This is a genomic window from Microcoleus sp. Pol11C2, assembly GCF_036701505.1.
In the GTDB taxonomy this organism is placed as follows: Bacteria; Cyanobacteriota; Cyanobacteriia; order Cyanobacteriales; family Microcoleaceae; genus Microcoleus.
In genome coordinates, this window is the sequence record NZ_JAUBQX010000044.1 from 19,990 (window position 1) to 40,991 (window position 21,002).

The following is a 21,002-nucleotide window of genomic DNA, read 5'->3' on the forward strand; positions in this document are numbered from 1 at the left end:
ACCCAAAAGGAAAAAACTTTTCTCTGTCTCATTGTACAGAAAGCTGTTAAGCGGTTGAGGAAAGGTGGGGTGCAAATCCGGGACTGCAAATATCTAGTCCAGTCGGTTGTCATGAAAAGAATTGAAACTTAAGAATTAAAACTAGGATTTTTTAACTATGAGCCAGTCAAGTATACCCTCCCACAGTTCCTCAGAAAAAGTGGAACTATCTATCCATATAGATTCTGAACTCCTCGACCAAATTAAGCACTTGACGAATGACCCCAGCAAAGTCATTGAAACAGCAATCAAGCAGTGGCTCAGAGGCGAGCGCCGCGAAGACGAGCTGGCTCTGAGTTTACGCCGCAACCCCCCAGTCCCGCCGCGTGGTGAATGGAACGACTGAGGTGCTCTCGCCCCAGACGGCGCGCGCAAATCTGCAGGCTGTGAAATTTAGAGCGCGCGGGCGAGCTCCTGCAGATTTCGTGGCTAAAGCTACAGGTGGTGGGCGAGTGAACTCGGCTAAATCACAACCTCGGAACTATTCCAGGTGAGGGAAAAAATGCGTGAGCCATTCCCTGACTAGAGTTGTTCGCAGCCTCATATTTTGGCGTAATTTTCACACTTGATAGTTAATCGGTGCAGATTCCTAATTGCTCAATCTTAATTTTTATCTTTAAATTACCCAAAACGGCTGAGAACGAATAGTTTTGAGGTTTGAGTTTAGTTCAGAGTTAAATAATTAATATTATATGAGTTGATTAATCACTCCAAAGTCAATAGTAGCAGCCTAAAAATTTTGCCAATTGTGAGTTTTGAGCGATTAATGTTTTAATTAAAAATACAACAACTTTTTAATTAATTAATAACTCACAAATTAACAGTAGAAGCCCCAAACAATGGGAAGTCTTGAGATCTTTATTAAAAACTCAATACTCCCAAATCCGAACTACTTTCATCCCCTACTCTGATGGACTCTAACACAGATTTCCGGCGATCGAGCCTCGCCTCTACAGTTTTTTTTCAAGAGTTAGGGGCAGAATTAGTATTTACCCAAGACGCCTCTGGTCGATATCTATCTTTTTATTGGCAAAAAGCCGAGCAGTACAACCTTACAGCAGAACAAATTGTCGATCGCCCCTTCAGCGAAACCCTGCAACCCATCCCCGCTGCGCCTTATCTCGATATCCTGCGGCGGGCGCTCGAAACCCTCGTACCGCAACGGTTCAGCTATCCATTTGGCCACGCCGGACAATATTTTCTCTTCGATTTGACACTCACTCCGGCGATCGACTCAAACGGCAAAGCTGCAAAAGTCTTAGTTATGGGAAGGCTGCTGTCTGACAAACCCACAGACAGACGGCCCGACTCCCCAGAATTCATGCTCTATCGAGCTTTGCCATCCCCCTTGGACGCCCGCCAACAAATGTCGCTTCCAGCGAGCCGTATCCCCGGTCGATCGCTCCCTCCCTACTCGGAAATCGACCGTAAAATCATCTCCCAAATCGCTCAAAACTTGCACAAAACCCTCGATTTAGCCACCATTTGGCAGCAAACTGTTAACAGCTTGGGTCAAGTTTTAAACGCTAGTCGCTGCATCATCTGTTGCTACAAAAAAGACAGCGAAAATGTCGAAACATCCCCCTTCCTTGCCTCCGAAAATCAGCCAAAATCGACCGCAGCAGCAGCCGAATTACAACAGTCTATAGCTAGCTACCCCTCGCCCCCGCTTTCCCCAACTCAAATCGAAAATCTCCAATCGAAAACTTTTAAAGTAGTAGCTGAGTACCGCCAAGAAGCTTACTCTTCTATGCTGGGAGTAGAACTGCGCGCAGCCGAACAGCCAGGGTGGATTCAAACTTTAGCCACCTTAAAACCAGTAGCAGTCGATTACGCCTCCCCCGCCACCGATCCCTTCCACCGCCATTCCGTGCTCGTAGCAGCTACCTCCTATGAAGACCAACCCAATGCACTGATATGTTTGCACCGCTGCGGCAGTTCCCCGAAATGGAGTCCTGTCGAACTCGAATTCGCCCGCGAGTTAGTCGCTCAAGTCGGCAGTGCGATCGCCCACGCTACACTTTACCAAGAATTAGAACAGGCGCGCGCCGAAGCCGTAGCTCTTTCCCAACTTAAAAGTCAATTTCTTGCTAATACTTCTCACGAACTCCGTACCCCCCTCAACGGCATCCTCGGCTTCCTAAAACTGCTTATGGACGGCATGGCAGATGACCCCGAAGAAGCGCACCAATTTATCGAAGAAGCTTACCGATCAGCAGTACATTTGTTCAATGTGATTAACGATATTTTGGATGTCGCTAAAATCGAAGCTGGCAAAATGGAGTTAGATCTCGCTCCCGTCAAACTCGGTGAACTGTTGCAACAAGTTGAGAATTTTACACGGGTTCAAGTCGAGCAAAAGCGATTGCAATTTCAAATCCAAAAACCCCCTGTGGAGGACGAGATTATTGTGTACGGCAACTACCAACGCCTGCTTCAGGTAATCTTGAACCTCACGGGCAATGCGATTAAATTTACCGGGGAAGGGGGAATTCGCATCAGTGCCGAGGTTATTAAGAAAAAGGTGACTGTTCACAACCAGCAGTTCCCCGGAATGGTGAAAATTCGAGTTGCTGATACTGGCATTGGGGTTTCTCTCGACAAGCAGGATAAATTATTTGAGTCGTTTTTTCAGGTAGACGGCGCTCGTACCAGACAATACGGTGGCACCGGTTTGGGATTGGCTATTTCTCAAAAACTGGTAGAAGCAATGGGGGGTACAGTAAATTTTTACAGTATGGGGGAAGGACTCGGCTCGACGGTTACTTTTACTGTGCCGCTTTATCAAGAACCACTATTTAAAAATTAATCATCGGTAATTGAGCATCAGTAATTGGTCATCCGGACGTTGAAGGAATTAGGAATCAGCACACCTTAAGAAGCAAGAGGGAATCAGGAAGCCGAAAAAAAAACTGCTAGAGCGATTCTCAACTTTCGTGAGGTACTCGCCAGCTTTCTTACCAATTACCAATTACCCAACTGTACCTTACTCACTTAAAAATTGCTATATTCGTGTATCCGTGAGTTCCGTTTCGTGAATAAAAGCCATCAATAATTTGTAATTATCCTACAAAGACAGTTCGATCGCCCACCCGCGTATCAATTTTGACTTTTATCCGTCGCCGAGCTCCCTCCTTAGGAGTTTTGGACTCATATTCATCACCCCCGCCACTTCCGATCCCCACCCAGAATTGGCATAAATCAAATCAGGGGGATACGGATAACAGCTAATCTTTAATCTGTCGGCTGGCAGCTCACACCTCCGAGTAAACCCCCACAAACCGCCAACTTTACAATAACTTAATGGCTACTTTTAGCACTGATTCAGCTTTCCAATCCCCTACTGTCAAGGATTTTTAAGAAAATACAACGCTCTCCCTTCTATGTGAAAATCATAAAGATCTTGTAAAGACACCGCAAATACTTAGTAATGTTTGACTGCCTGTGGCAATATTTAAGTAGAATTACGTAATCCATAAGTCGGACAGCGGCAGGCTGACAAATTCAGTAACTTCCTGCTCTGTTGTCGGAGTGGTAAACTTTTGCCAGTCTAGTAGAAAAAGGGTTGCTATGAATCAGCAAATATCAGCTCAATCGCAAAAACTTTTACTCCAAATTGGCAGAAATATTCGTCGAACCTTGGATCTCCATACCATCTGGCAGCAAACAGTTAACACTCTGGGAGAAACACTAGGCGTCAGCCGCTGTATCCTTTGTCCCTATGAAAGTTCTAGCCTGCAAGTCAAAGTAGCTGCTGAATACTGCCAAGAACCATTTTTACCCATGCTGGGAATGGAAATTTCGCTGACAGCAGCACCTCATTTCCTTCAAGCTCTAGCCACTCTCGAACCGGTGGTAGTAGACTCCTTTGCAGCCAATGACTCTTTTGGGCCGCAGTCGCTGCTAGTGGTGGCTACGGCTTACCAAGAGCAACCTAACGGCATAATTAGCTTGCATCAGTGCAAAGGTCGATCGTCGGGGAAGGGTAAGACCGATCGACCTTGGACTCAAGGCCAGATCGAATTCGCACAAGAACTTGCCGATCAAGTAGGAAGTGCGATCGCCCTCGCCACCCTCTACCAAGAGCGCACCAAGCGAGTACAAGGACTATCCCAACTCAAAAAGCAATTTTTGTTGAAGGCGTCCCACGAGCTCCGCACTCCCCTAAATCACATCATTGGCTATCTACAACTAACCATAGACGATCAAGCTGACGATCCCATAGAGGAGAGAGATTTTATCCAAGAAGCTCACCGTTCGGCTATCCACCTTTCTCAGGTAATTTCCAATATCTTAGATTACATTGAGTTAAGTGAAGCTTGCCAAACTCACGCAGAGTTAGCCACTTTGAGGAGTCAGGAAAAATCGGGGCATCAGTAAAGTTTTTAGTGGCGCATTCAATAAGTCTAATATTTACCGTCCCAACAAATTTTACCCTGGAAAAAGCTGACACTTTATCGATAGATTCCCTCAATAAATTCGGTAGCTGATTCATCAATTATTTTTAGGGAATTATAGTTTTACACAGTACAGCCTAGCAAATACTACACGTAGTAGCTCGGTGTATTTATCATATTATGTCCGCTCGAACGACTCCCATCAAATAGGTTATTTGACCAGAAAGGATATTGCAAGCATAAGATTGCACTTTCGCACTTTTAATGCTTTTAACTTGTGCTTGTTGATAGAATTACCCACCGCCCTTTTTTTTCGGAGTTTTTGGAGGGCTGACATAGCGCGCCCAAAAAGGCTCCTCCATATCTTTCATCGCTGCTAGCTTTTGGCGCTCTTCCTCTATGCGCTTGCGTTCTGAAAGATCAGAAAATATGTTGATACTGCCGACAGTCTGGCCGCCCGCATCTCGCACGCGTGCCGCCCAAAGCCAAACATTGATCGAACTACCGTCTTTTTTCAACAAAGATATTTCCAAACCGTTTTGCGGTTTGCCATTAGACGCAGACTTTAGCAGCGCGTAAAAATCTTGCTTTTGGCCTTCAGGAATATTCGGTAAAGGTTTCCCTAAAACCTCGGCCGCACTCCAGCCAAAAAGTTGTTCGGCGGCGCGGTTCCAAACAACGGTATTGCCGTCATTGCTGGTACAGTTAATCGCCAGCGGCGCCGATGCTATCTGCGCTTGCAAAACTTGGTTAACGAGTTGCAGTTTCAATTCTACTTGCTTGCGATCGGTAATTTCCTGACAAGCGCCCCACAAACGGACAACCCGTTCAGCAGTTTTGTCCCACACCACTTGCCAGTAGTCCTGCAACCAGCGCACCTCGCCTTTTTGATTAATAATGCGATACTCATTGGCTCCAGTGCGGCTGAAAGTACAGCCTTCTAACTGTTTAATTAACATTTCCCTGTCGTCGGGATGAACGAGTTCGGAGTTCCACCAACCAAACGATTCTAATTCTTCAGGAACGCAACCGGTGCAGCGCTCAAAAGCTTCTGTCGCCCACTCGCAGGCGAACTTGCCGTCGGGCAGTCCCTTAAAAGAATAGGCAAAATCCGAAGTAATTTGCGACATAACTCTGTAGTGGAGTTCCGACTCTCGGACTGCGATTTCTGCTTGCTTTCGTTCCCCTATTTCCCGCGAATTAATTATAATTCCCTGCACGCTAGAATCGTAAAGCAAACTATTACCTATCGACTCCATGTAGAGCCAAGAACCGTCAGCGTGGCGTTTCCGATATTCGATTGCCCCTCCAATTCCCGGAGATTCTAACAACTTACCAAAATAGGTCTGCCAAGCCAGCAAATCGTCTGGATGGATTAACTCGCCGTGAAATTTGCCAATTCTTTCTTCTGGGTTGTAACCCAAAAGCCGCTGTAGGGCTCCGCTGTGGTATCGAACTCGCCCGTCGGAGCCGACAATGCTAATTAGATCGGGAGAATTACGCAGCATAGCTTGCAGTTTAGCTTCACTTTTAGTTAATGCTTGAGTGTCCCTGCGATGCTGGCTGATTTGTTTTTCCAATTGCTCCCGTAGCTGTCTGATTTGCCCTACTTGCTGGGCTACAGTGCGTTCCAATAGGCGATTATTTTTTTCAATTTCAACCAGCTTTGCCGCGTTATTTGTTGCGCTTTCAAACAAGCGGCTGCCTGCCATTTCCTGTAGAGAATTTGATAAATCTTCCAATATTTTTGTAAAAATTGCCTGTTGCGGCTGTGGCAATTCCCTAGCTTGTTCCTGCAAAGTTTCTAAGTGTTGGTAGACAGTTTCTAGCATTTTATTAAGGGGGGAATCTAATAGTTGCCTGCGGGTGCAACCCCTAAAAAGCGGACACAAGTTTTTTCAACATAACCCATAATTAAGACTGGTGTCTGGCGATCGACCAATCGCGCTCTCAATAACCAGGCATTTTGTGACTTTATTTTCAAATCATAGCAACCGATAGAGACAGTAAATTCTTGTTGCGCCCTAATTGCCAGCCCAGCCGCACCCCCAAGAAGTGCTCGCCAGGAGTGCGGGTAACTCCCCTATCCAGTGAATGTGGGGCTTCTCGCGGTTAAGCTAAACTAGATGGGTGTCAAGAGAAAGAGGGATTTATGACAGAGCAAGCCAACGCTCGCGATTTGTTTCGCGCTGCTTACGAACACCGCTATACCTGGGATGCCAATTTTCCCGGTTACAGTGCCGATATTGAACTCAAACAGGGCGACGAAGTATATACGGGTCATGTTTCCATCAAACCCGACATGAGCGTGGAAGTCAGCGGCATTGAAGATGAGGAAGTGCAGCAAAGCGTCTACACCCAAATGCGCGATATTGTCACCCACCGCAAACGCTCGACATTTGAAAAATCTCACGGCAAAAATAGCTTCACCCTGGGCGAGAAGGACAGCACCGACGCTGTGGACATCTTGGTACAAGGCGACTCAATGGGCTCGAATTATAAAATCCGAGGTCTCTCAATTTGTCAAGTTAGCCGGGTGATGGGCCGCATGGCTTTCGTAATTGACACGCACAAAAGCTTAGAGACACCCGAAGGTTCTTTGGCCACTCACTACGATGCCGTTTTCCGCAACCCCCAAACAGACGAACTCATCAAAGAACTCGAATTTGAAGATACCTTTGACAAGATAGGCGACTATTATGTCATGACCAAGCAAGTAGTTCGAGCCAAAGAAAAAGGTCAATTGACAACAACCGAGTTCAACTACTCCAATGTCAAACTGCTAGAACCAGCAGTAGTGTAGCGCGATCAAAAACCCAATTTCTTAAATAAAAGGGTTTTTTTGGTTAACGTATCAGAATCAACTTGATTTGGCGGCAAGTAACGCTACGATCGAACGAGAGAGCTAATTGGGATCGAGCATCAGCGTGACAGAAACCGGGTTTACTGCCGCGGGCTCACCTGAGTGCCTAAGTCTTTTATCAAAAAACCCGGTTTCTTAAATCCCGCGCGGGTTGAGAATGCTGTCCTTGAGTCAAATCGAACTTTCATCAACTGCAAGAAATCATCACAGAGGCGAAATATGACACTAGCACTAACCAGAGATAACGTCGAAACAGTTCTCGATGAAATGCGCCCCTACCTGATATCCGACGGTGGCAACGTCGAACTCGTAGAAATTGACGGCCCAGTGGTACACCTGAGACTGCAAGGAGCTTGTGGATCTTGCCCGAGTTCCACAATGACTCTGAGAATGGGCATTGAACGTCGCCTGCGCGAGGCTATCCCAGAAATTGCCGAAGTCGAACAGGTAATGTAATTAGTCAGTTGACAATTGGTAGTTGGCAGTTGACGGTTGACGGTTGACGGTTGACTGTTACCAATTACCAGTTGACTGTTGACTGTTGACTGTTGCCAATTACCAAATTTAATTGCTAATTACCAATTACCAAATTTAATTACCAATTACCAATTACCAATTACCAATTACTAAATTCAATGTCTCACCCCCTTTATGTAGCCTTCATTTGGCACCAACACCAACCGCTCTACAAATCCAGAGTATCAGCTAGCGCAGGAGCAGCTCAGTACCGACTGCCTTGGGTGCGCTTGCATGGAGTCAAAGACTACTTGGATTTAGTGCTAATGCTGGCAAAATATCCCAACCTGCATCAAACCGTAAACTTGGTTCCCTCCTTGATTTTGCAGATAGAAGACTGCATCGCAGACCGAGCATTAGACCCTTACTTGGCGGTGACATTAAAGCCAGCAGAAACTTTAAATATCGAAGAAAAAGAGTTCATTTTAGAACACTTCTTTGACGCCAATTACCACACCCTGATTCAGCCACACCCCCGCTACGCTCAACTCTACACTCAGCGGCAGGAAAAAGGTATTCAGTGGTGTTTGGCAAACTGGAAATTGCAGGATTTTAGCGACTTGCTGGCGTGGCACAATTTAGCTTGGATTGACCCGCTGTTTTGGGACGACCCCGATATTGCAGGGTGGCTGAAACAAGGACAAAATTTTAGTTTGGTAGACAGAAAAAACATCTACTCAAAACAAAAAGAAATCCTCGCTCGCATCATTCCCCAGCACCGTAAAATGCAAGCTGAGGGACAGTTGGAAGTCTCCACAACCCCCTACACACACCCGATTTTACCGCTGCTTGCCGACACCAACGGCGGCCGCATAGCCATTCCAAACATGACGCTGCCACAACACAGGTTTCAGTGGGAAGAAGATATTCCCCGACACCTGAGAAAAGCCTGGGAAATGTATGAAGATCGGTTTGATTGCCAACCGCGCGGTTTGTGGCCGTCGGAACAAGCAGTCAGCCCGGAAATTTTGCCCTACATTGCCAAACAAGGCTTTAAATGGATAGTCTCGGACGAAGCAGTATTGGGGTGGACAATTAAACACTTTTTCAACCGCGACGCGACAGGGAATGTCTACGAACCAGAATTCTTATATCGCCCTTACCGGTTAGAAACTCCTGACGGTGATTTAGCTATAGTATTTAGAGACCACAGATTGTCCGACTTGATCGGGTTTACCTACGGTTCGATGGAACCGGAAAAAGCAGCATCAGATTTAGTGGGACACTTAGAAGCGATCGGCAGAACTCTCAAAAACCGACAACCCGACGGCCAAACAGCTTTAGAAAATCCCTGGTTAGTGACGATCGCCCTAGACGGCGAAAATTGCTGGGAATTCTATCCCCAAGACGGCAAACCGTTCTTAGAATCCCTCTATCAAACTCTCAGCGACAATCCAGATATAAAATTAGTCACCGTCTCGGAATTTCTCGACAAATTCCCAGCAACCGAAACAATTCCCGCAGCCCAACTGCACACCGGTTCCTGGGTGGACGGTTCTCTCACAACTTGGATCGGCGATCCCGCGAAAAATCGGGCTTGGGACATATTAGGGCCCGCCAGACAAATGCTGGCAAACCATCCAGAGGCCACAGAAGAAAGCAACCCAGAAGCTTGGGAAGCGCTTTACGCTGCCGAAGGTTCCGACTGGTTCTGGTGGTTTGGCGAAGGCCACACATCGAACCAAGATGCCATGTTCGACCAGCTATTTCGGGAACACGTAGCGGGAATTTACGAAGCTCTCGGCGAGCCCGTACCCCCGGAAGTGCGACGGCAAGTAGAGGTGCACGAGGTTCAAGGCGACCACCTGCCGCTGAGCTTTATTCACCCGGTGATTGACGGTATCGGCAACGAACAGGATTGGGACAAAGCCGGCCGGATTGAAGTTGGGGGAGCAAGGGGTACGATGCACCGGAGCTCGGCAATTCAGCGGCTTTGGTACGGGGTTGACCACTTGAATTTTTACATTCGTGCCGACTTCAAGGTAGGGGTGCGGCCGGGAATTGATTGCCCGCAGCAGTTAAATTTGTTCTGGTTTTATCCCGATCGCACCATGCACAACAGTTTGATTCCGCTGTCGGGTTTGCCTGACGAAGCACCGCTAAACTATAGATACCACCATCAGTTAGAGATTAATTTGCTGACGAAATCGATTTGGTTTCAGGAAGCAGAAGATGGCGATGAGTGGCAGCCCCGCATTAGCCGCGCCCAAGTGGGAGTGGATAAATGTTTGGAAGTAGCAGTGCCCTGGGCAGATTTGCAGATTATGCCCGACTGGCAGGTGAGGCTGATTGCGGTTTTATCGGAAGGGGCGACTTATTCTAGCTGTATGCCGGAAGATGCTTTTATTCAGATCGGAATGCCGTAAAAAGCCATTAGTCATCAGTCATTAGTCATTAGTCGGTAGGGGCGGGTTTCACCAGCTTTCATAGAACTGACAACCCAAATAAATATAAACCCGCCCCCTGAATTAGTCATTAGTCATTAGTCATTTTTTGAACCAAAAAACAATTAAATAATTATCAAATTTTATTAAATTGGGGATTCTACTCTGGCTACCTAATGCCTTGATAATTTCGATCACGTCCGGTCGATATAAGGCTATAAAATTTGTTGGTAGGGAGGGCTTCATTCCTCATATAAAAGAGGACTTAATTCTTGACTACACAACATAATATAATGGTTAATTGGCCGGACATCATATCATTAGTCATGGGGAAATTAACAAACTAATGAGCCGCATTTTACTCTTGGTCGATCGCCACCAACAACTTAATTTGCCGATCGCCCACCTCAACACCGAGCATGAGGTGATTGTACTTGATCACGCTTTAAATCCCAACTCCGACTTTCCCATTCCCCAAATCGCTTTCGACTTGTGCATTCTCGACGAGGCAAATTTTGATCGCATCGGGCCGCTGGTAGAATCATTAAAAACTGCCGCCGAGCCGATTTTTTTACCGTTCTTGCTTATTAGTCAATCCCAAACGCCTGCTCTTGCTGAGCAGCCATTTTCGCAGCAGGCAAAACAACTCGAACCCAGAATAGACGATTTGATAGTAAGTCCCGTCGAACTCACCCAACTGCATTTGCGGGTAGAGAATTTGTTGGCCCGCAGGTGGCAGTCGTTAGAACTCCACAGACTTCAGGAAGTAATTAAAGAACAGACTTTTACAGAAAGTTTGTTAAAGGACTCGTTGCAAAAGGCAAACGAAAACCTGCAACAGGAAATCGCCAAGCGGGCGGAGGTAGAAACGGCACTGCGAGAAAACTCCTATCTCAACTCGCTGATCAATGCCATGCCAGATATTGTCTGCTTCAAAGATGGCGAGGGCAGGTGGCTGGAGGCAAATCAAGCGATTTTGGAAGTGTTCGACCTAGAAAAAATAGACTACCGCGGCCTCAAAGATTCTCAACTAGGAGAACTCAGCAGTTTTTACAGCGAGGCACTACAGGCGTGCGAGGTGACCGATAGAGAAGCGTGGGAAAAAGGTGAGCTTTCTAGGGGAGAAGAAGTGATTCTCCGCTCAAACGGTACTGTGAAAATCTACGACGTGATTAAAGTACCCGTATTTCACCCCGACGGCAGACGCAAAACTATAGTGATTTTGGGTCGCGACATTACCGAACACAAACAAACTAGAGACGAACTCGTGCGCTTGGCGTCGATTGTCGAGTCTTCCGACGACGGCATCGTCGGCAAAACCCTCGCCGGGACAATTCAGAGCTGGAACTCAGGAGCCGAGAAGATTTACGGCTACTGTGCTGCGGAAATCAAGGGCCAGTCGATAGAGATTTTAGCCATACCCGAACGCCCCAAGGAAATGCCTCAAATATTGGAAAATATTAGGGCCGGAGCCAGCATCGACCATTACGAAACCGTACACTTGCGGAAAGACGGTCAACAGATAGATGTGTCCCTGACGATTTCTCCAATTAAAGACGCGACTGGAGCGGTAACGGGCGTTTCGACAATCTCTCGCGACATCAGCGACAGCAAGCGAGTCGAAAAAGCCTTTGAACAACTCCGCCACCAAACAGAAATGATTTTGTTCTCGGCAGGAGAAGGAATTTGCGGATTGAACAAAGAGGGAAAAGTAACTTTTGTCAATCCTGCGGCGGTGAGAATGGCTGGGTGCGAATCGAAGCAATTGATCGATCGACCACTCTATGAAAGCTTACACCGTGCACAGGAAGAATGCTCAAGGGCGATCAAGCAACTGTCACCTGCAACAGACATCAATTCAGAGTCGGAACTTGTCCCACACTGCGCCGCACCGCAGGCGGGCAAACTGCTGCCGAACCGGGTAAGTTCTCAAATTTTAGCCACCTTGGAAGACGGAGAGGCGCGGCGCGTCACCGATGAGATTTTTTGGCGGCGAGACGGCAGCAGTTTTCCGGTTGAGTACGTTGTCGCTCCGATGCGAGAAGAAGGCGAAATTATTGGAGCTGTGGTGACTTTTAAAGATATCACGGAGCGGCTTGCCGTCGAGCGCATGAAAGATGAATTCATCTCTGTTGTCAGCCACGAACTGCGGACACCTATGACGTCAATTCACGGCGCTCTCGGCCTCCTCAACAGCGGCCTGCTTGACGCTTACCCCCAGAAAGCTAAGCGGATGCTGGAGATTGCTGTCACTAACACTGACCGTTTGGTGCGCTTGGTCAACGACATCCTAGATTTAGAGCGGATGGAGTCAAGTTACAGCACTGCCATCAAACAAACTTGCAATGTGGCTGAGCTGATGTTGCAGGCGGCTGACGAGATGCAGGGAATGGCTCAGCAGGCGGGAGTTACTCTGTCGGTGAAGCCTGTGGGGGCGCAATTGCAAGCTGTTCCCGATCGGCTAATTCAAGCCTTGACAAATTTACTCAGTAATGCAATAAAATTTTCTCCCTCCGGCGCTACGGTTTGGCTGAGCGGGGAGTTGACCCACAATCCGGACTTGGCAGAAAAAGCAGCGCACAAGTCGGTGTCGTCTCCGTCTTTGTTGTCTCCTGAGCCTGCCGCCGCGCATCCGCACTTGCCAGTTGCGAGCTCGTGGTACATCGTGATTGCTGTGAAAGACCAAGGGCGGGGTATTCCGCCAGACAAACTGGAGATGGTCTTTGAACGCTTTCAACAAGTTGATGCTTCTGATTCTCGCCAGAAAGGAGGTACTGGTTTGGGGCTGGCTATTTGTCGCAGTATCGTGCAGCAGCACGGGGGGCGGATGTGGGTGGAGAGCGTTTTGGGGGAGGGCAGCACTTTTTTCTTAAGTCTGCCACTTCTCAGGGAGGGGCTTGCAACGGAAAGTTAATTTCTACCCAGATGTACCCAAAGTTACTGATTTTGTGAAGATTGTTCGATCGAGTCATCGACAAACAATCTCAGCCTTTTCTGCTGTTTGGGGACTGCAGGCAAAAAGCGCGATTTGAGGTCGAAAAGCGGCTTTTTTTGGGTGGGATATTTTACAGCAACCGCGCCAGACGGTTAGGATGTTCTTAGTTGAAATCCTGCCGCTCGATTGCAACTTCGGTCTTCCTTGTTCCTTCTTTCTTCAACATCTGCTATACAGGTGTGAAAATTTAATGTACAGTCCGATCGGGTAAGATAATTTGCTTTACAAAATATTCACATTTCACCTCTAATCTGTGATCAGTTCTCATTGCTAAAAAAATGTTAATTTTGACTGCCAAGCGCATCTTGGTTATTGACGATGCGGAAGATATTCGGGAAGTAGCTCAAGTCAGTCTTGAGGTGGTGGGGGGCTGGGAAGTCCTGACAGCGAGTTCTGGTCGCGAGGGCGTTGCTAAGGCTCTTGCCGAACAGCCTGATGCGATTCTATTGGACGTGATGATGCCCGACCAAGACGGGCCTACTACTTTTCTACAGTTACAAGCTAATAAGGCTACGCAGCACATTCCGGTAATTTTATTGACAGCTAAGGCTCTGGCTGGGGACAGGCGGATGTTCGCGGATTTGGGGGTGGTGAGCGTGATTGCTAAGCCTTTTGAACCCATGTTTTTGGCGGCTCAGGTCGCTGAGGCTTTGGGCTGGGAGCAAGAATAGATCGATCGCGCGCCTTGAATTGTGCAGCTTTTCAAGCAGTAGTTTTGCAGGCAAAGAGAGTTAAAAAAACTTGGTTTCTTTGGTATGGTTCCTTAGATAGAATCGGGGCGATTGGACAGGATATATGTAGCGATTTAGGCCCCGTACCTTTCGTCCTGTCAGCTTAAGACTCAAAACCTCAGTCCGGTATCAGTTTCAACCCTGTCGGTCTTGGGGTGAAATTGATACCAATTAGGGATGCCTAAATCCCTATTGGTAGTGCGTTCATTTAACCTGATTCGGCCTCAACCATGAGCTCAGTATTCCTACTGATTTATCGGGAAAATATAAGCTGGCAGGATTATTTTACTTTTTGTAACAACTCACTCGTCTTCATAAGTTCTTCAGGTTTTAGTTTTATGTTTAAGCAGAACGTCAGGGATCGCTCCTGACTGTTGGCAGACACATTGGGAGAAGACAACTATGCCCTCAGCTTACATTTTGCTACTAATAGTTTCTCTGGCAGCAGTCTGGGTTTACTGGCAAACCTCTCAAGATATTTTTGTTCTTGTGGCTTGGGCCGGGCTGGGTTGTTTTATTTGGGGTTTCTCTTGGGCTCCTTGGAGCGTTCAGCTTTTGATTGTGGTGTTACTGTTGGGCATCCAAAAGTGCTACTTGCGCGACGCTCAAAGCTGTGAGTGAAAGAGATTTTTTATTTTTGTGCCTGGAATTGAGATGTGCAGGCCTTCGTGAATCTCTCTAATGATTGGGTTATCCCTCCATATCTTCAAAAAAGGTTTAAAATATCATGAATAGTTGCCCTTGTTGCTCCTCTAAATTGCTCCGCCACGCTCGCCACAATCGCGTTTATTGGTTCTGCTCGCACTGCTGGCAGGAAATGCCCGATCTGGCGGAGATGATTTTAGGTAATAGCACGCGGAGTCACAAACGCGACGGTTTGGTGAAGGTGGCGACTTTGACTCCTAAATTGAGGATTTTGGATTCTGTAGAAATTGCTTAGTTTGCTGGAGTTAGTCTCGCGATAAATATTGAGACGGAAAAGATTTTTGTTTGTGCTATCTGTGGGATTTTTGGATAAAAAATGCAAAAGCCCCTTCCGTGTGAAGTGAAGGGGACTTATTAGCGGGGGGGCTTTTGCACTTATGATGGGGTTAATCGCCTGAATTTCAGCTATTGTGCAGTTAAGCTAATTACATCAAACCGATTTGAGAGAGAATGCCTTGACCGGTGAGGAATTCGGTAGCTAGACCGATAACGAAGCCCAACATTGCCAAACGGCCGTTCCAGGTTTCAGCAAACTCAGTGAAGCCAACTTTTGCGTCTTTGTTTTCCATGACCAGAAACCTCGTTTAATTTCAACCTTATGTAACTAAACTTAACACAGCAGTACAAAGTTTGCAACATATTTTTACATTTACTGTTCAAATGCGGGAGATCAGCCACTAATCTAGCGTTAATTAGCAGAGAATGACGGACTATTTACGCTATAGATAGCGTTTTTGTGTAATTATTGTGCAAGTAGAGATTAGCAGGGGTATTTGTGTCAGATAAACTCAAAAAATTAAATTAGATTACCCCTTGACATCTAACAGTTAAAGTGCAAGTATCAAAACAATACAGCTCAGATAGACACCCGCATTCAAAAGCAAAAAGTGTCGGTTAAGTCGTCTCAGCGTTAGGATATGCAGATTGCGAATAGGCGTCCTAAAGACCAGTTGATATAGACATTAAAGTTAATTTCGTTTCAACTGGAATCAATAGGTATCTCTAGGAACTATGTTTTTGTCTTGACACGGCAAGAGTTTTAGGTTTTTATTTGGAGAGTTGTAATAAGTCACTTGGCGCGACATTAACTTTAATGTCTATATCAACTGGTCTTTACGACGCCTATTCGCAATTTGCACATCCTATCGCTGAGACGCTAACCAAGCAAGTACACACTAAATTAATAGTGTGTTAGTCAAGAGTTTTGTTAAATGGAAAACCTCATTTTTGAGCGAAGCCACAGACAATCTTTCCTTGACTAGATGCGTAATTTATCTATGCTGTCCTGCAAACATTAGTTTTAGGACACATAAAGATGACGGACAATCATTTAGTAATTGGCAAACAACTCAGCCAGCAACAGTCTTTAGTTTCAATTTATTGGGATTATCAAAACATCCCAGATGTAAAACAAGCCAAAAACTTATTGCTTTTTGCTGCTTCATTAGGATATGTAGTTACCAGAAAGGTTTACGACAAAAATTGGCAGCAGAGAAATAAGATTTCTCAAAAAAGAACATTCGTGAATCTTGGCTATGATTGTGTTCCTGTAGTCCAGAAAATCCATGATGCTGTTGACTTCTGTTTGTGTTATGACTGTTCTGATGAAGCAGCAATTAGTCTATATCCACACACATTTATTATTGTGTCGGGAGACGGCAATGGCGAAATCTTGATTCCTAAGCTGCAAAACAAGGGTAAAAAGGTGATAATCTTCGCTCGACCAGGTAATGAAAATAAAAATCTGGAAAGGCTCGCAAATGAATTCTACTTTCTGGATGAATTACCGAACTTGCTTGAAAGCTACAAACTAGCAGCATAAATATCCCTGAAATTCACCCCCGCCGCAGATAGCAAAAATCCAGTTTATTTGATAAACTAGATTCTCCAAACCAACCGCTATCTGCGGCTCTTTTATGTCCACATAATAACACCAAACTCCAAAAACAATAACCATTACCAAACTCCTATGCCATTAACTAATCCAACACAAGAACTCAAAATTAACCTTCCAGAATTCCAAAATGAAAAACTGCTGCGCCAAGCGCTCACGCACCGTTCCTACGTCAACGAAAACCCCACATTCCACGAAGAAGACAACGAACGCTTAGAATTTCTCGGCGATGCTTTGCTGACTTTTCTCAGCGGCGAATATCTCTATCAGCGTCATCCAGAAATGGGAGAAGACCAACTGACTCGCCGGCGCTCTGCATTAGTAGATGAAAAACAATTAGCCAGATTTGCTACTGAAATAGGTTTAGACTTAAAAATGCGGCTCGGAAAAGGAGCTTATCGAGAAGGTGGGATTACCAATCCAAATTTGCTCAGCAGCACTTTTGAAGCATTTATTGGTGCTTACTATCTCGACACGCAAGACATGGACAAAGTTCGCCAGTTTGTACAACAAATGTTTGATTCTGTTCCCGAAAATGTGGTGGAAACTCGATCGACTGTAGACTCGAAAAATCGCTTTCAAGAATGGGTACAAGCCAATGGTGACACGACTCCCCCCAAATATGTGACAGTCCAAGCAGGAGGCACACCCCACAAGCCGGAATTTCTCGCTAAAGTTTATGTCGCAGAGAAACTTTATGGAGAAGGTAAAGGCAAAAGCAAAAAAGATGCGGAGAAAAATGCGGCAGAAGATGCGCTAGCAAAGCTGAAAAAACGCGGACTGATCTAAACTGGAAAACATCCGTCAAAACTACTAGCTTTTTTGTGCGATACGGGCGTTGGCGTTAGCGAAGCGATCCGAAGGAAAGCCCTCGAAGACGATCGCCCGAATTGATTGCCAGAACACACAGTGGGTTATAATCAGGACTTGTGCAAGTGTTACCGCCGTCGATCGAGGGTTGTAATGGCAGAAATTCGTTGACGAGTGCCCGATTGTCGATCGTAATTTTGGGAAATATCAGAGCAATTCATGTCTACTCACAACCCCACTACCCTAACTGTTGAAGAAGCACAGCAAATCCTCAAGGATTTCACTTGTCTGGATATGCAATCTGTAGCATCGCCGCTGGAAAAACAGGCACTCCGTCAAGCGATTTTGCTGGTAGCAAGTTTGTCTGATTATCAAATGTTGGGAGTGTGCGCTTCTTCGACGGATGAGGGGTTTTTAGCTTTAGAAGCTTATTTAAAAGCTTTGGGATATCAAGCTGTTTTAGATCCCAATGCTGTCTCGACCTTTGCTGGTTCGGTTTATATTAAGTTCAATACTTTGAAGGGTTCCTATTATGTTGACGGCTATCCCGGAACTTACCGGGGGGTTTTGATTTCGTGTCAATCTGCCTCAGAAGGTGGAGTTAGCGGAACTTACGGTCATTTACCTCTCGATTTATTTGTTGATTAATTTGTCAGTAGTCAGTCGATCGATTAAATTGAATCAAAAACCGACTGATGCACCTTACTAAGCTGTAAGCTGCGTCAGCAGATCGCCCTTCGATTCAGTTGAATCAAACACCGACTGACGCACCTTACTAAAATTAACCCTTACCAACGATCAATTCTGCCTCTGGTGCCGGTGTGGTTTCTTCCGGCGGCAGTCCCAAAATATCGCTGTACAAGTTGACGTATTTCCGGGCCGAAATATCCCAGCTAAAATCTTCTCTCATGCCGCGCTGTTGCAGTTCTCTCCACTTATCTTTGTAGCGGAAACCTTCCCAAGTTCTGATCATGCAGGTGAACAAGTCGAGGGGTTCGTAGCGATCGAAACAGTAACCTGTACCGGTATTGTCGATCGGGTTGTTGTGGGAAACGGTATCGACTAAACCGCCGGTGCGGCGAACCATTGGCACGCACCCGTACCGGAGGGCGAGCATTTGGCTGATGCCGCAGGGCTCGAAACGGCTGGGCATCAGGAAGCTGTCGCAGCCTGCGTAAACGCGCCGAGACAGGGCCTCATTGTAAAGTAGTTGGGTGGACATCCGACCGGGATAGCGGGCTGTCATTTGCCAGAGTTGGGTTTCGTAGTAGCGATCGCCCGTTCCGAGTACAATAAATTGAGCATCGGTATAGGCCATGAACAGATCGAGCATTTGAATTATCAAATCCAATCCCTTCTGTTCTACCAGCCTTGTCACCATGCCGATCAAAAAGGCATTTTTATTTACTTCCAAACCGACTTCTTCTTGCAGCGCAATTTTATTAGCGGGGCGCTTTTCAATAGTATCAGCACTAAATTGTTGATGGAGGTACTTGTCAGTTGCTGGATTGTAAGATTCTGTATCAATTCCATTCAAAATGCCCGATACTTTACCGCCGAGGTAAGAGAGCAAACCTTCCAAAGTTTCCCCATAAGCTGGCGTTTTGATTTGCTCGGCGTAAGTCGGTGAAACTGTATTTACTCGATCTGCAAACTGTACTGCGGCAGCCATTGTATTGTGACCTTGCATATACCAAGGACACCAAGTCATCTGCTCCAAACGCCAGCGCCACGGCCCTTGATAAGCTAAATTGTGAATAGTAAAAACTGTGCTGATATCCGGATCTTGGCTCATCCAAACAGGTATCATCCCCGTATGCCAGTCGTGACAGTGGATAATTTGGGGCTTCCAATGATTCCAGGCAAATTCAGCCGCAGCATTGGCAAAGAAAGTGAACCTCCAATCTTCATCTAAACCGCCGTAAACGCGGCGGGGCAAGAAAGATGGATGTTGCATTAAGTATAAAGGTACATCGGTTCCCGGCAAAACAGTTTCAAACACCGAGAAGCTTTGGAACATGGCAGACCCATCCCAAACAGGTTTTTTGGGAACGTCCATTTTGTCGGGAACGAAACCGTAGTAGGGCATAAAGATGCGGACATCGTGGCCCATGCGCCGCAGAAATTTCGGCAAAGCGCCGACGACATCGCCCATACCGCCCACTTTGGCGAGGGGTGCTGCTTCGGCGGATACAAATAAAATACGCATTATTTTTTTGTGTTCCTTGAGATTGTTAGTCTAGATTAAGTTTAAAGGGCGAGCGGCACAATATTAACGCGCCTGCCAAAAACAAGTATAAATCTCAGTTGCTGTAGCGATCGCAGTTTACTCAAGTATGCGATCGCCCTTTTTCCATCCACGTCGCTGTGCAGTGAAAAAAAGAGCAATCGCCCGTACTCTCCTCCCGCGATAATTTTCACGATCTAATCAAATTTATCTGTCCCTTTCTGAGGGACGGTAAGCATCAAAAATTGTATGCAGTCTGCTCACTTTTACGCATTAGTAAAACTGCACGCAAAGCCATCAGTATGTAATTAGGAAATAGCGATCGCCTTTTTCATCCCCTCTGATAAAAAGAGCGATCCTCTTCGAGGGCTTTGCCAACGCCCGAATCACATATTACTGACAACGGGAGCATCTTAATGAAAGCAGCCCAGCTAGAAATTGGAGTTTTGAGGCAGGAGGCAGGAGGAAAGAAGAAGGAGGAAGGAGCCAGAAGAAGTGTTTTTACAAATATGAGATCCTCCCGGATAACTGCCGACTAATTCTGAGAATTGTCCTCAAAAGTCTCCTCAAATCCCGCTAGAAAATCATCCAAAGCTTCAGAGGCGATCGCCAAATTAATATTATCAGCATCTTCCCATCCCCACGTATTCACCCCAACCACTTGACCTGCCATATTAATCAGCGGTCCGCCGGAATTGCCCGGATTAATCGCCGCATCAGTTTGCAACACCTTCACCTCACCAACATCATCTTCGTCGTCGTCGCCTTCTTCATATTCCTCGGGTTCGCGAATTGCACTCACAATACCTTGAGTTACAGTTGAAGCAAACTGCCCCAAAGGATTGCCCACAGCAATTACTCTATCTCCCACTTTCACATCAAAAGACAACTCTAGGGGAGGGTATTCTTGGGGAGAATCCACTTGTTCCCCTGTGTTCGGGTCGAAGGTAAAATCGCTAATTAAGAGTAAGGCTAAATCTTCTTCAGCATTACCAGTAAACACCACCTCGGCCAATCTCAATTTTCCGTCGTGAGTTTCGACTAAAACCTGTTCGATTTCATCTTCTTCATAGAAGTAATCTTGATCGGCAATATCTTCTATAACGTGATAGTTCGTGACAATTATGTCCGGCGATACAAAGAACCCGCTTCCAGAAGAAATCTCTTCTTCTGTATCCCAATCCATGACGTAAATTGACACTACCGACGGCAAGACTTGCTCGACTACATCCGACAAATTTCCTGGTTGAGTTTTTAACTCTTTCAATTGCTTCTGCAAAGCTTGTTGGTCGGCCTGCATTTTGCTATACAGTTGCTGAACCTTTTTCAATTCCAGCTTTAATTGAATTTCTCTAGCGCTCATATTGGGCCTTTACCTGAAATAAATTGCTGATTAATTTTGGATGTTTGATTGTAGATTGTGGATGGGTAGGTTAAGAAT

Annotated in this window: 18 protein-coding genes; 13 read left to right on the top strand and 5 right to left on the bottom strand. The window is 46.1% G+C overall.

Features of this window, described 5'->3' with window-relative positions; genetic code table 11:
- Positions 1-157 precede the first annotated feature (157 nt).
- The 3 genes from QUA42_RS21255 to QUA42_RS21265 all read left to right on the top strand — a co-directional run bounded on the left by QUA42_RS21255 (position 158) and on the right by QUA42_RS21265 (position 4,419).
- On the top strand, positions 158-385 hold the full coding sequence (locus QUA42_RS21255; RefSeq protein WP_015176471.1) for a type II toxin-antitoxin system CcdA family antitoxin: 228 nt from the start codon (positions 158-160) through the stop codon (positions 383-385).
- 564 nt (positions 386-949) lie between these two features.
- A complete protein-coding gene (locus QUA42_RS21260; protein WP_333139819.1) occupies positions 950-2,848 on the top strand; it encodes an ATP-binding protein in 1,899 nt (632 codons plus the stop codon).
- A 761-nt stretch (positions 2,849-3,609) separates the two neighbouring features.
- A complete protein-coding gene (locus QUA42_RS21265; RefSeq protein WP_333139821.1) occupies positions 3,610-4,419 on the top strand; it encodes a GAF domain-containing protein in 810 nt (269 codons plus the stop codon).
- Positions 4,420-4,729: 310 nt separating this feature from the next.
- Here QUA42_RS21265 and QUA42_RS21270 read toward each other — a convergent pair whose 3' ends face one another.
- A complete protein-coding gene (locus QUA42_RS21270) occupies positions 4,730-6,268 on the bottom strand; it encodes a PAS domain S-box protein (RefSeq protein ID WP_333139823.1) in 1,539 nt (512 codons plus the stop codon).
- A gap of 320 nt (positions 6,269-6,588) precedes the next feature.
- Here QUA42_RS21270 and QUA42_RS21275 point away from each other — a divergent pair, with 320 nt between their 5' ends.
- The 7 genes from QUA42_RS21275 (at position 6,589) to QUA42_RS21305 (ending at position 14,865) form a co-directional block, all read left to right on the top strand.
- Positions 6,589-7,239 carry a DUF3386 domain-containing protein gene (locus QUA42_RS21275; protein ID WP_333139825.1) on the top strand — a complete coding sequence of 217 codons (651 nt, stop codon included), beginning with the start codon at positions 6,589-6,591 and terminating at the stop codon, positions 7,237-7,239.
- 279 nt (positions 7,240-7,518) lie between these two features.
- Positions 7,519-7,755 carry a NifU family protein gene (locus QUA42_RS21280; RefSeq protein ID WP_006632519.1) on the top strand — a complete coding sequence of 79 codons (237 nt, stop codon included), beginning with the start codon at positions 7,519-7,521 and terminating at the stop codon, positions 7,753-7,755.
- A 179-nt stretch (positions 7,756-7,934) separates the two neighbouring features.
- Positions 7,935-10,181, top strand: coding sequence for a glycoside hydrolase (locus QUA42_RS21285; protein ID WP_333139827.1), 2,247 nt, complete (start codon positions 7,935-7,937; stop codon positions 10,179-10,181).
- Between the two features lie 364 nt (positions 10,182-10,545).
- Positions 10,546-13,113, top strand: a complete 2,568-nt coding sequence (locus QUA42_RS21290) for a PAS domain S-box protein (RefSeq protein WP_333139829.1) — start codon at positions 10,546-10,548, stop codon at positions 13,111-13,113.
- Positions 13,114-13,472: 359 nt separating this feature from the next.
- Positions 13,473-13,865, top strand: coding sequence for a response regulator (locus QUA42_RS21295; protein WP_006632522.1), 393 nt, complete (start codon positions 13,473-13,475; stop codon positions 13,863-13,865).
- 462 nt (positions 13,866-14,327) lie between these two features.
- Positions 14,328-14,546, top strand: coding sequence for a hypothetical protein (locus tag QUA42_RS21300; protein ID WP_333139831.1), 219 nt, complete (start codon positions 14,328-14,330; stop codon positions 14,544-14,546).
- Between the two features lie 106 nt (positions 14,547-14,652).
- Positions 14,653-14,865, top strand: coding sequence for a hypothetical protein (locus tag QUA42_RS21305; RefSeq protein ID WP_333139834.1), 213 nt, complete (start codon positions 14,653-14,655; stop codon positions 14,863-14,865).
- Between the two features lie 190 nt (positions 14,866-15,055).
- Here QUA42_RS21305 and QUA42_RS21310 read toward each other — a convergent pair whose 3' ends face one another.
- Entirely contained in the window at positions 15,056-15,199 is a 144-nt protein-coding gene (locus QUA42_RS21310) for a chlorophyll a/b-binding protein (RefSeq protein WP_015176459.1), read from the bottom strand.
- A 746-nt stretch (positions 15,200-15,945) separates the two neighbouring features.
- Here QUA42_RS21310 and QUA42_RS21315 point away from each other — a divergent pair.
- The 3 genes from QUA42_RS21315 to QUA42_RS21325 all read left to right on the top strand — a co-directional run bounded on the left by QUA42_RS21315 (position 15,946) and on the right by QUA42_RS21325 (position 17,982).
- Entirely contained in the window at positions 15,946-16,452 is a 507-nt protein-coding gene (locus tag QUA42_RS21315; protein ID WP_333139836.1) for an NYN domain-containing protein, read from the top strand.
- Between the two features lie 147 nt (positions 16,453-16,599).
- The gene (gene rnc, locus QUA42_RS21320; protein ID WP_333139838.1) at positions 16,600-17,313 is read left to right on the top strand and encodes a ribonuclease III; all 714 of its coding nucleotides are present in this window, start codon (positions 16,600-16,602) and stop codon (positions 17,311-17,313) included.
- Between the two features lie 240 nt (positions 17,314-17,553).
- The gene (locus tag QUA42_RS21325; protein WP_333139840.1) at positions 17,554-17,982 is read left to right on the top strand and encodes a DUF1824 family protein; all 429 of its coding nucleotides are present in this window, start codon (positions 17,554-17,556) and stop codon (positions 17,980-17,982) included.
- Between the two features lie 133 nt (positions 17,983-18,115).
- Here QUA42_RS21325 and glgA read toward each other — a convergent pair whose 3' ends face one another.
- The 3 genes from glgA to QUA42_RS21340 form a co-directional block, all read right to left on the bottom strand.
- Positions 18,116-19,543: a glycogen synthase GlgA gene (gene glgA, locus QUA42_RS21330; protein ID WP_333139842.1), complete on the bottom strand. Its 1,428-nt coding sequence runs from the start codon at positions 19,541-19,543 to the stop codon at positions 18,116-18,118.
- Between the two features lie 41 nt (positions 19,544-19,584).
- Positions 19,585-19,755 (bottom strand): hypothetical protein, encoded by a 171-nt coding sequence (locus tag QUA42_RS21335; protein ID WP_333139844.1) that lies wholly within the window; start codon positions 19,753-19,755, stop codon positions 19,585-19,587.
- Between the two features lie 341 nt (positions 19,756-20,096).
- Positions 20,097-20,924, bottom strand: coding sequence for a trypsin-like peptidase domain-containing protein (locus QUA42_RS21340; RefSeq protein WP_333139846.1), 828 nt, complete (start codon positions 20,922-20,924; stop codon positions 20,097-20,099).
- Positions 20,925-21,002: the final 78 nt, after the last annotated feature.

Coding starts and splice junctions, on each gene's coding strand:
- QUA42_RS21260 (WP_333139819.1), top strand. CDS start 950: ATGGACTCTAACACAGATTTCCGGCGATCGAGCCTCGCCTCTACAGTT.
- QUA42_RS21265 (WP_333139821.1), top strand. CDS start 3,610: ATGAATCAGCAAATATCAGCTCAATCGCAAAAACTTTTACTCCAAATT.
- QUA42_RS21270 (WP_333139823.1), bottom strand. CDS start 6,268: ATGCTAGAAACTGTCTACCAACACTTAGAAACTTTGCAGGAACAAGCT.
- QUA42_RS21285 (WP_333139827.1), top strand. CDS start 7,935: ATGTCTCACCCCCTTTATGTAGCCTTCATTTGGCACCAACACCAACCG.
- QUA42_RS21340 (WP_333139846.1), bottom strand. CDS start 20,924: ATGAGCGCTAGAGAAATTCAATTAAAGCTGGAATTGAAAAAGGTTCAG.
- QUA42_RS21315 (WP_333139836.1), top strand. CDS start 15,946: ATGACGGACAATCATTTAGTAATTGGCAAACAACTCAGCCAGCAACAG.
- QUA42_RS21275 (WP_333139825.1), top strand. CDS start 6,589: ATGACAGAGCAAGCCAACGCTCGCGATTTGTTTCGCGCTGCTTACGAA.
- QUA42_RS21300 (WP_333139831.1), top strand. CDS start 14,328: ATGCCCTCAGCTTACATTTTGCTACTAATAGTTTCTCTGGCAGCAGTC.
- QUA42_RS21310 (WP_015176459.1), bottom strand. CDS start 15,199: ATGGAAAACAAAGACGCAAAAGTTGGCTTCACTGAGTTTGCTGAAACC.
- rnc (WP_333139838.1), top strand. CDS start 16,600: ATGCCATTAACTAATCCAACACAAGAACTCAAAATTAACCTTCCAGAA.
- glgA (WP_333139842.1), bottom strand. CDS start 19,543: ATGCGTATTTTATTTGTATCCGCCGAAGCAGCACCCCTCGCCAAAGTG.
- QUA42_RS21255 (WP_015176471.1), top strand. CDS start 158: ATGAGCCAGTCAAGTATACCCTCCCACAGTTCCTCAGAAAAAGTGGAA.
- QUA42_RS21280 (WP_006632519.1), top strand. CDS start 7,519: ATGACACTAGCACTAACCAGAGATAACGTCGAAACAGTTCTCGATGAA.
- QUA42_RS21295 (WP_006632522.1), top strand. CDS start 13,473: ATGTTAATTTTGACTGCCAAGCGCATCTTGGTTATTGACGATGCGGAA.
- QUA42_RS21305 (WP_333139834.1), top strand. CDS start 14,653: ATGAATAGTTGCCCTTGTTGCTCCTCTAAATTGCTCCGCCACGCTCGC.
- QUA42_RS21325 (WP_333139840.1), top strand. CDS start 17,554: ATGTCTACTCACAACCCCACTACCCTAACTGTTGAAGAAGCACAGCAA.
- QUA42_RS21290 (WP_333139829.1), top strand. CDS start 10,546: ATGAGCCGCATTTTACTCTTGGTCGATCGCCACCAACAACTTAATTTG.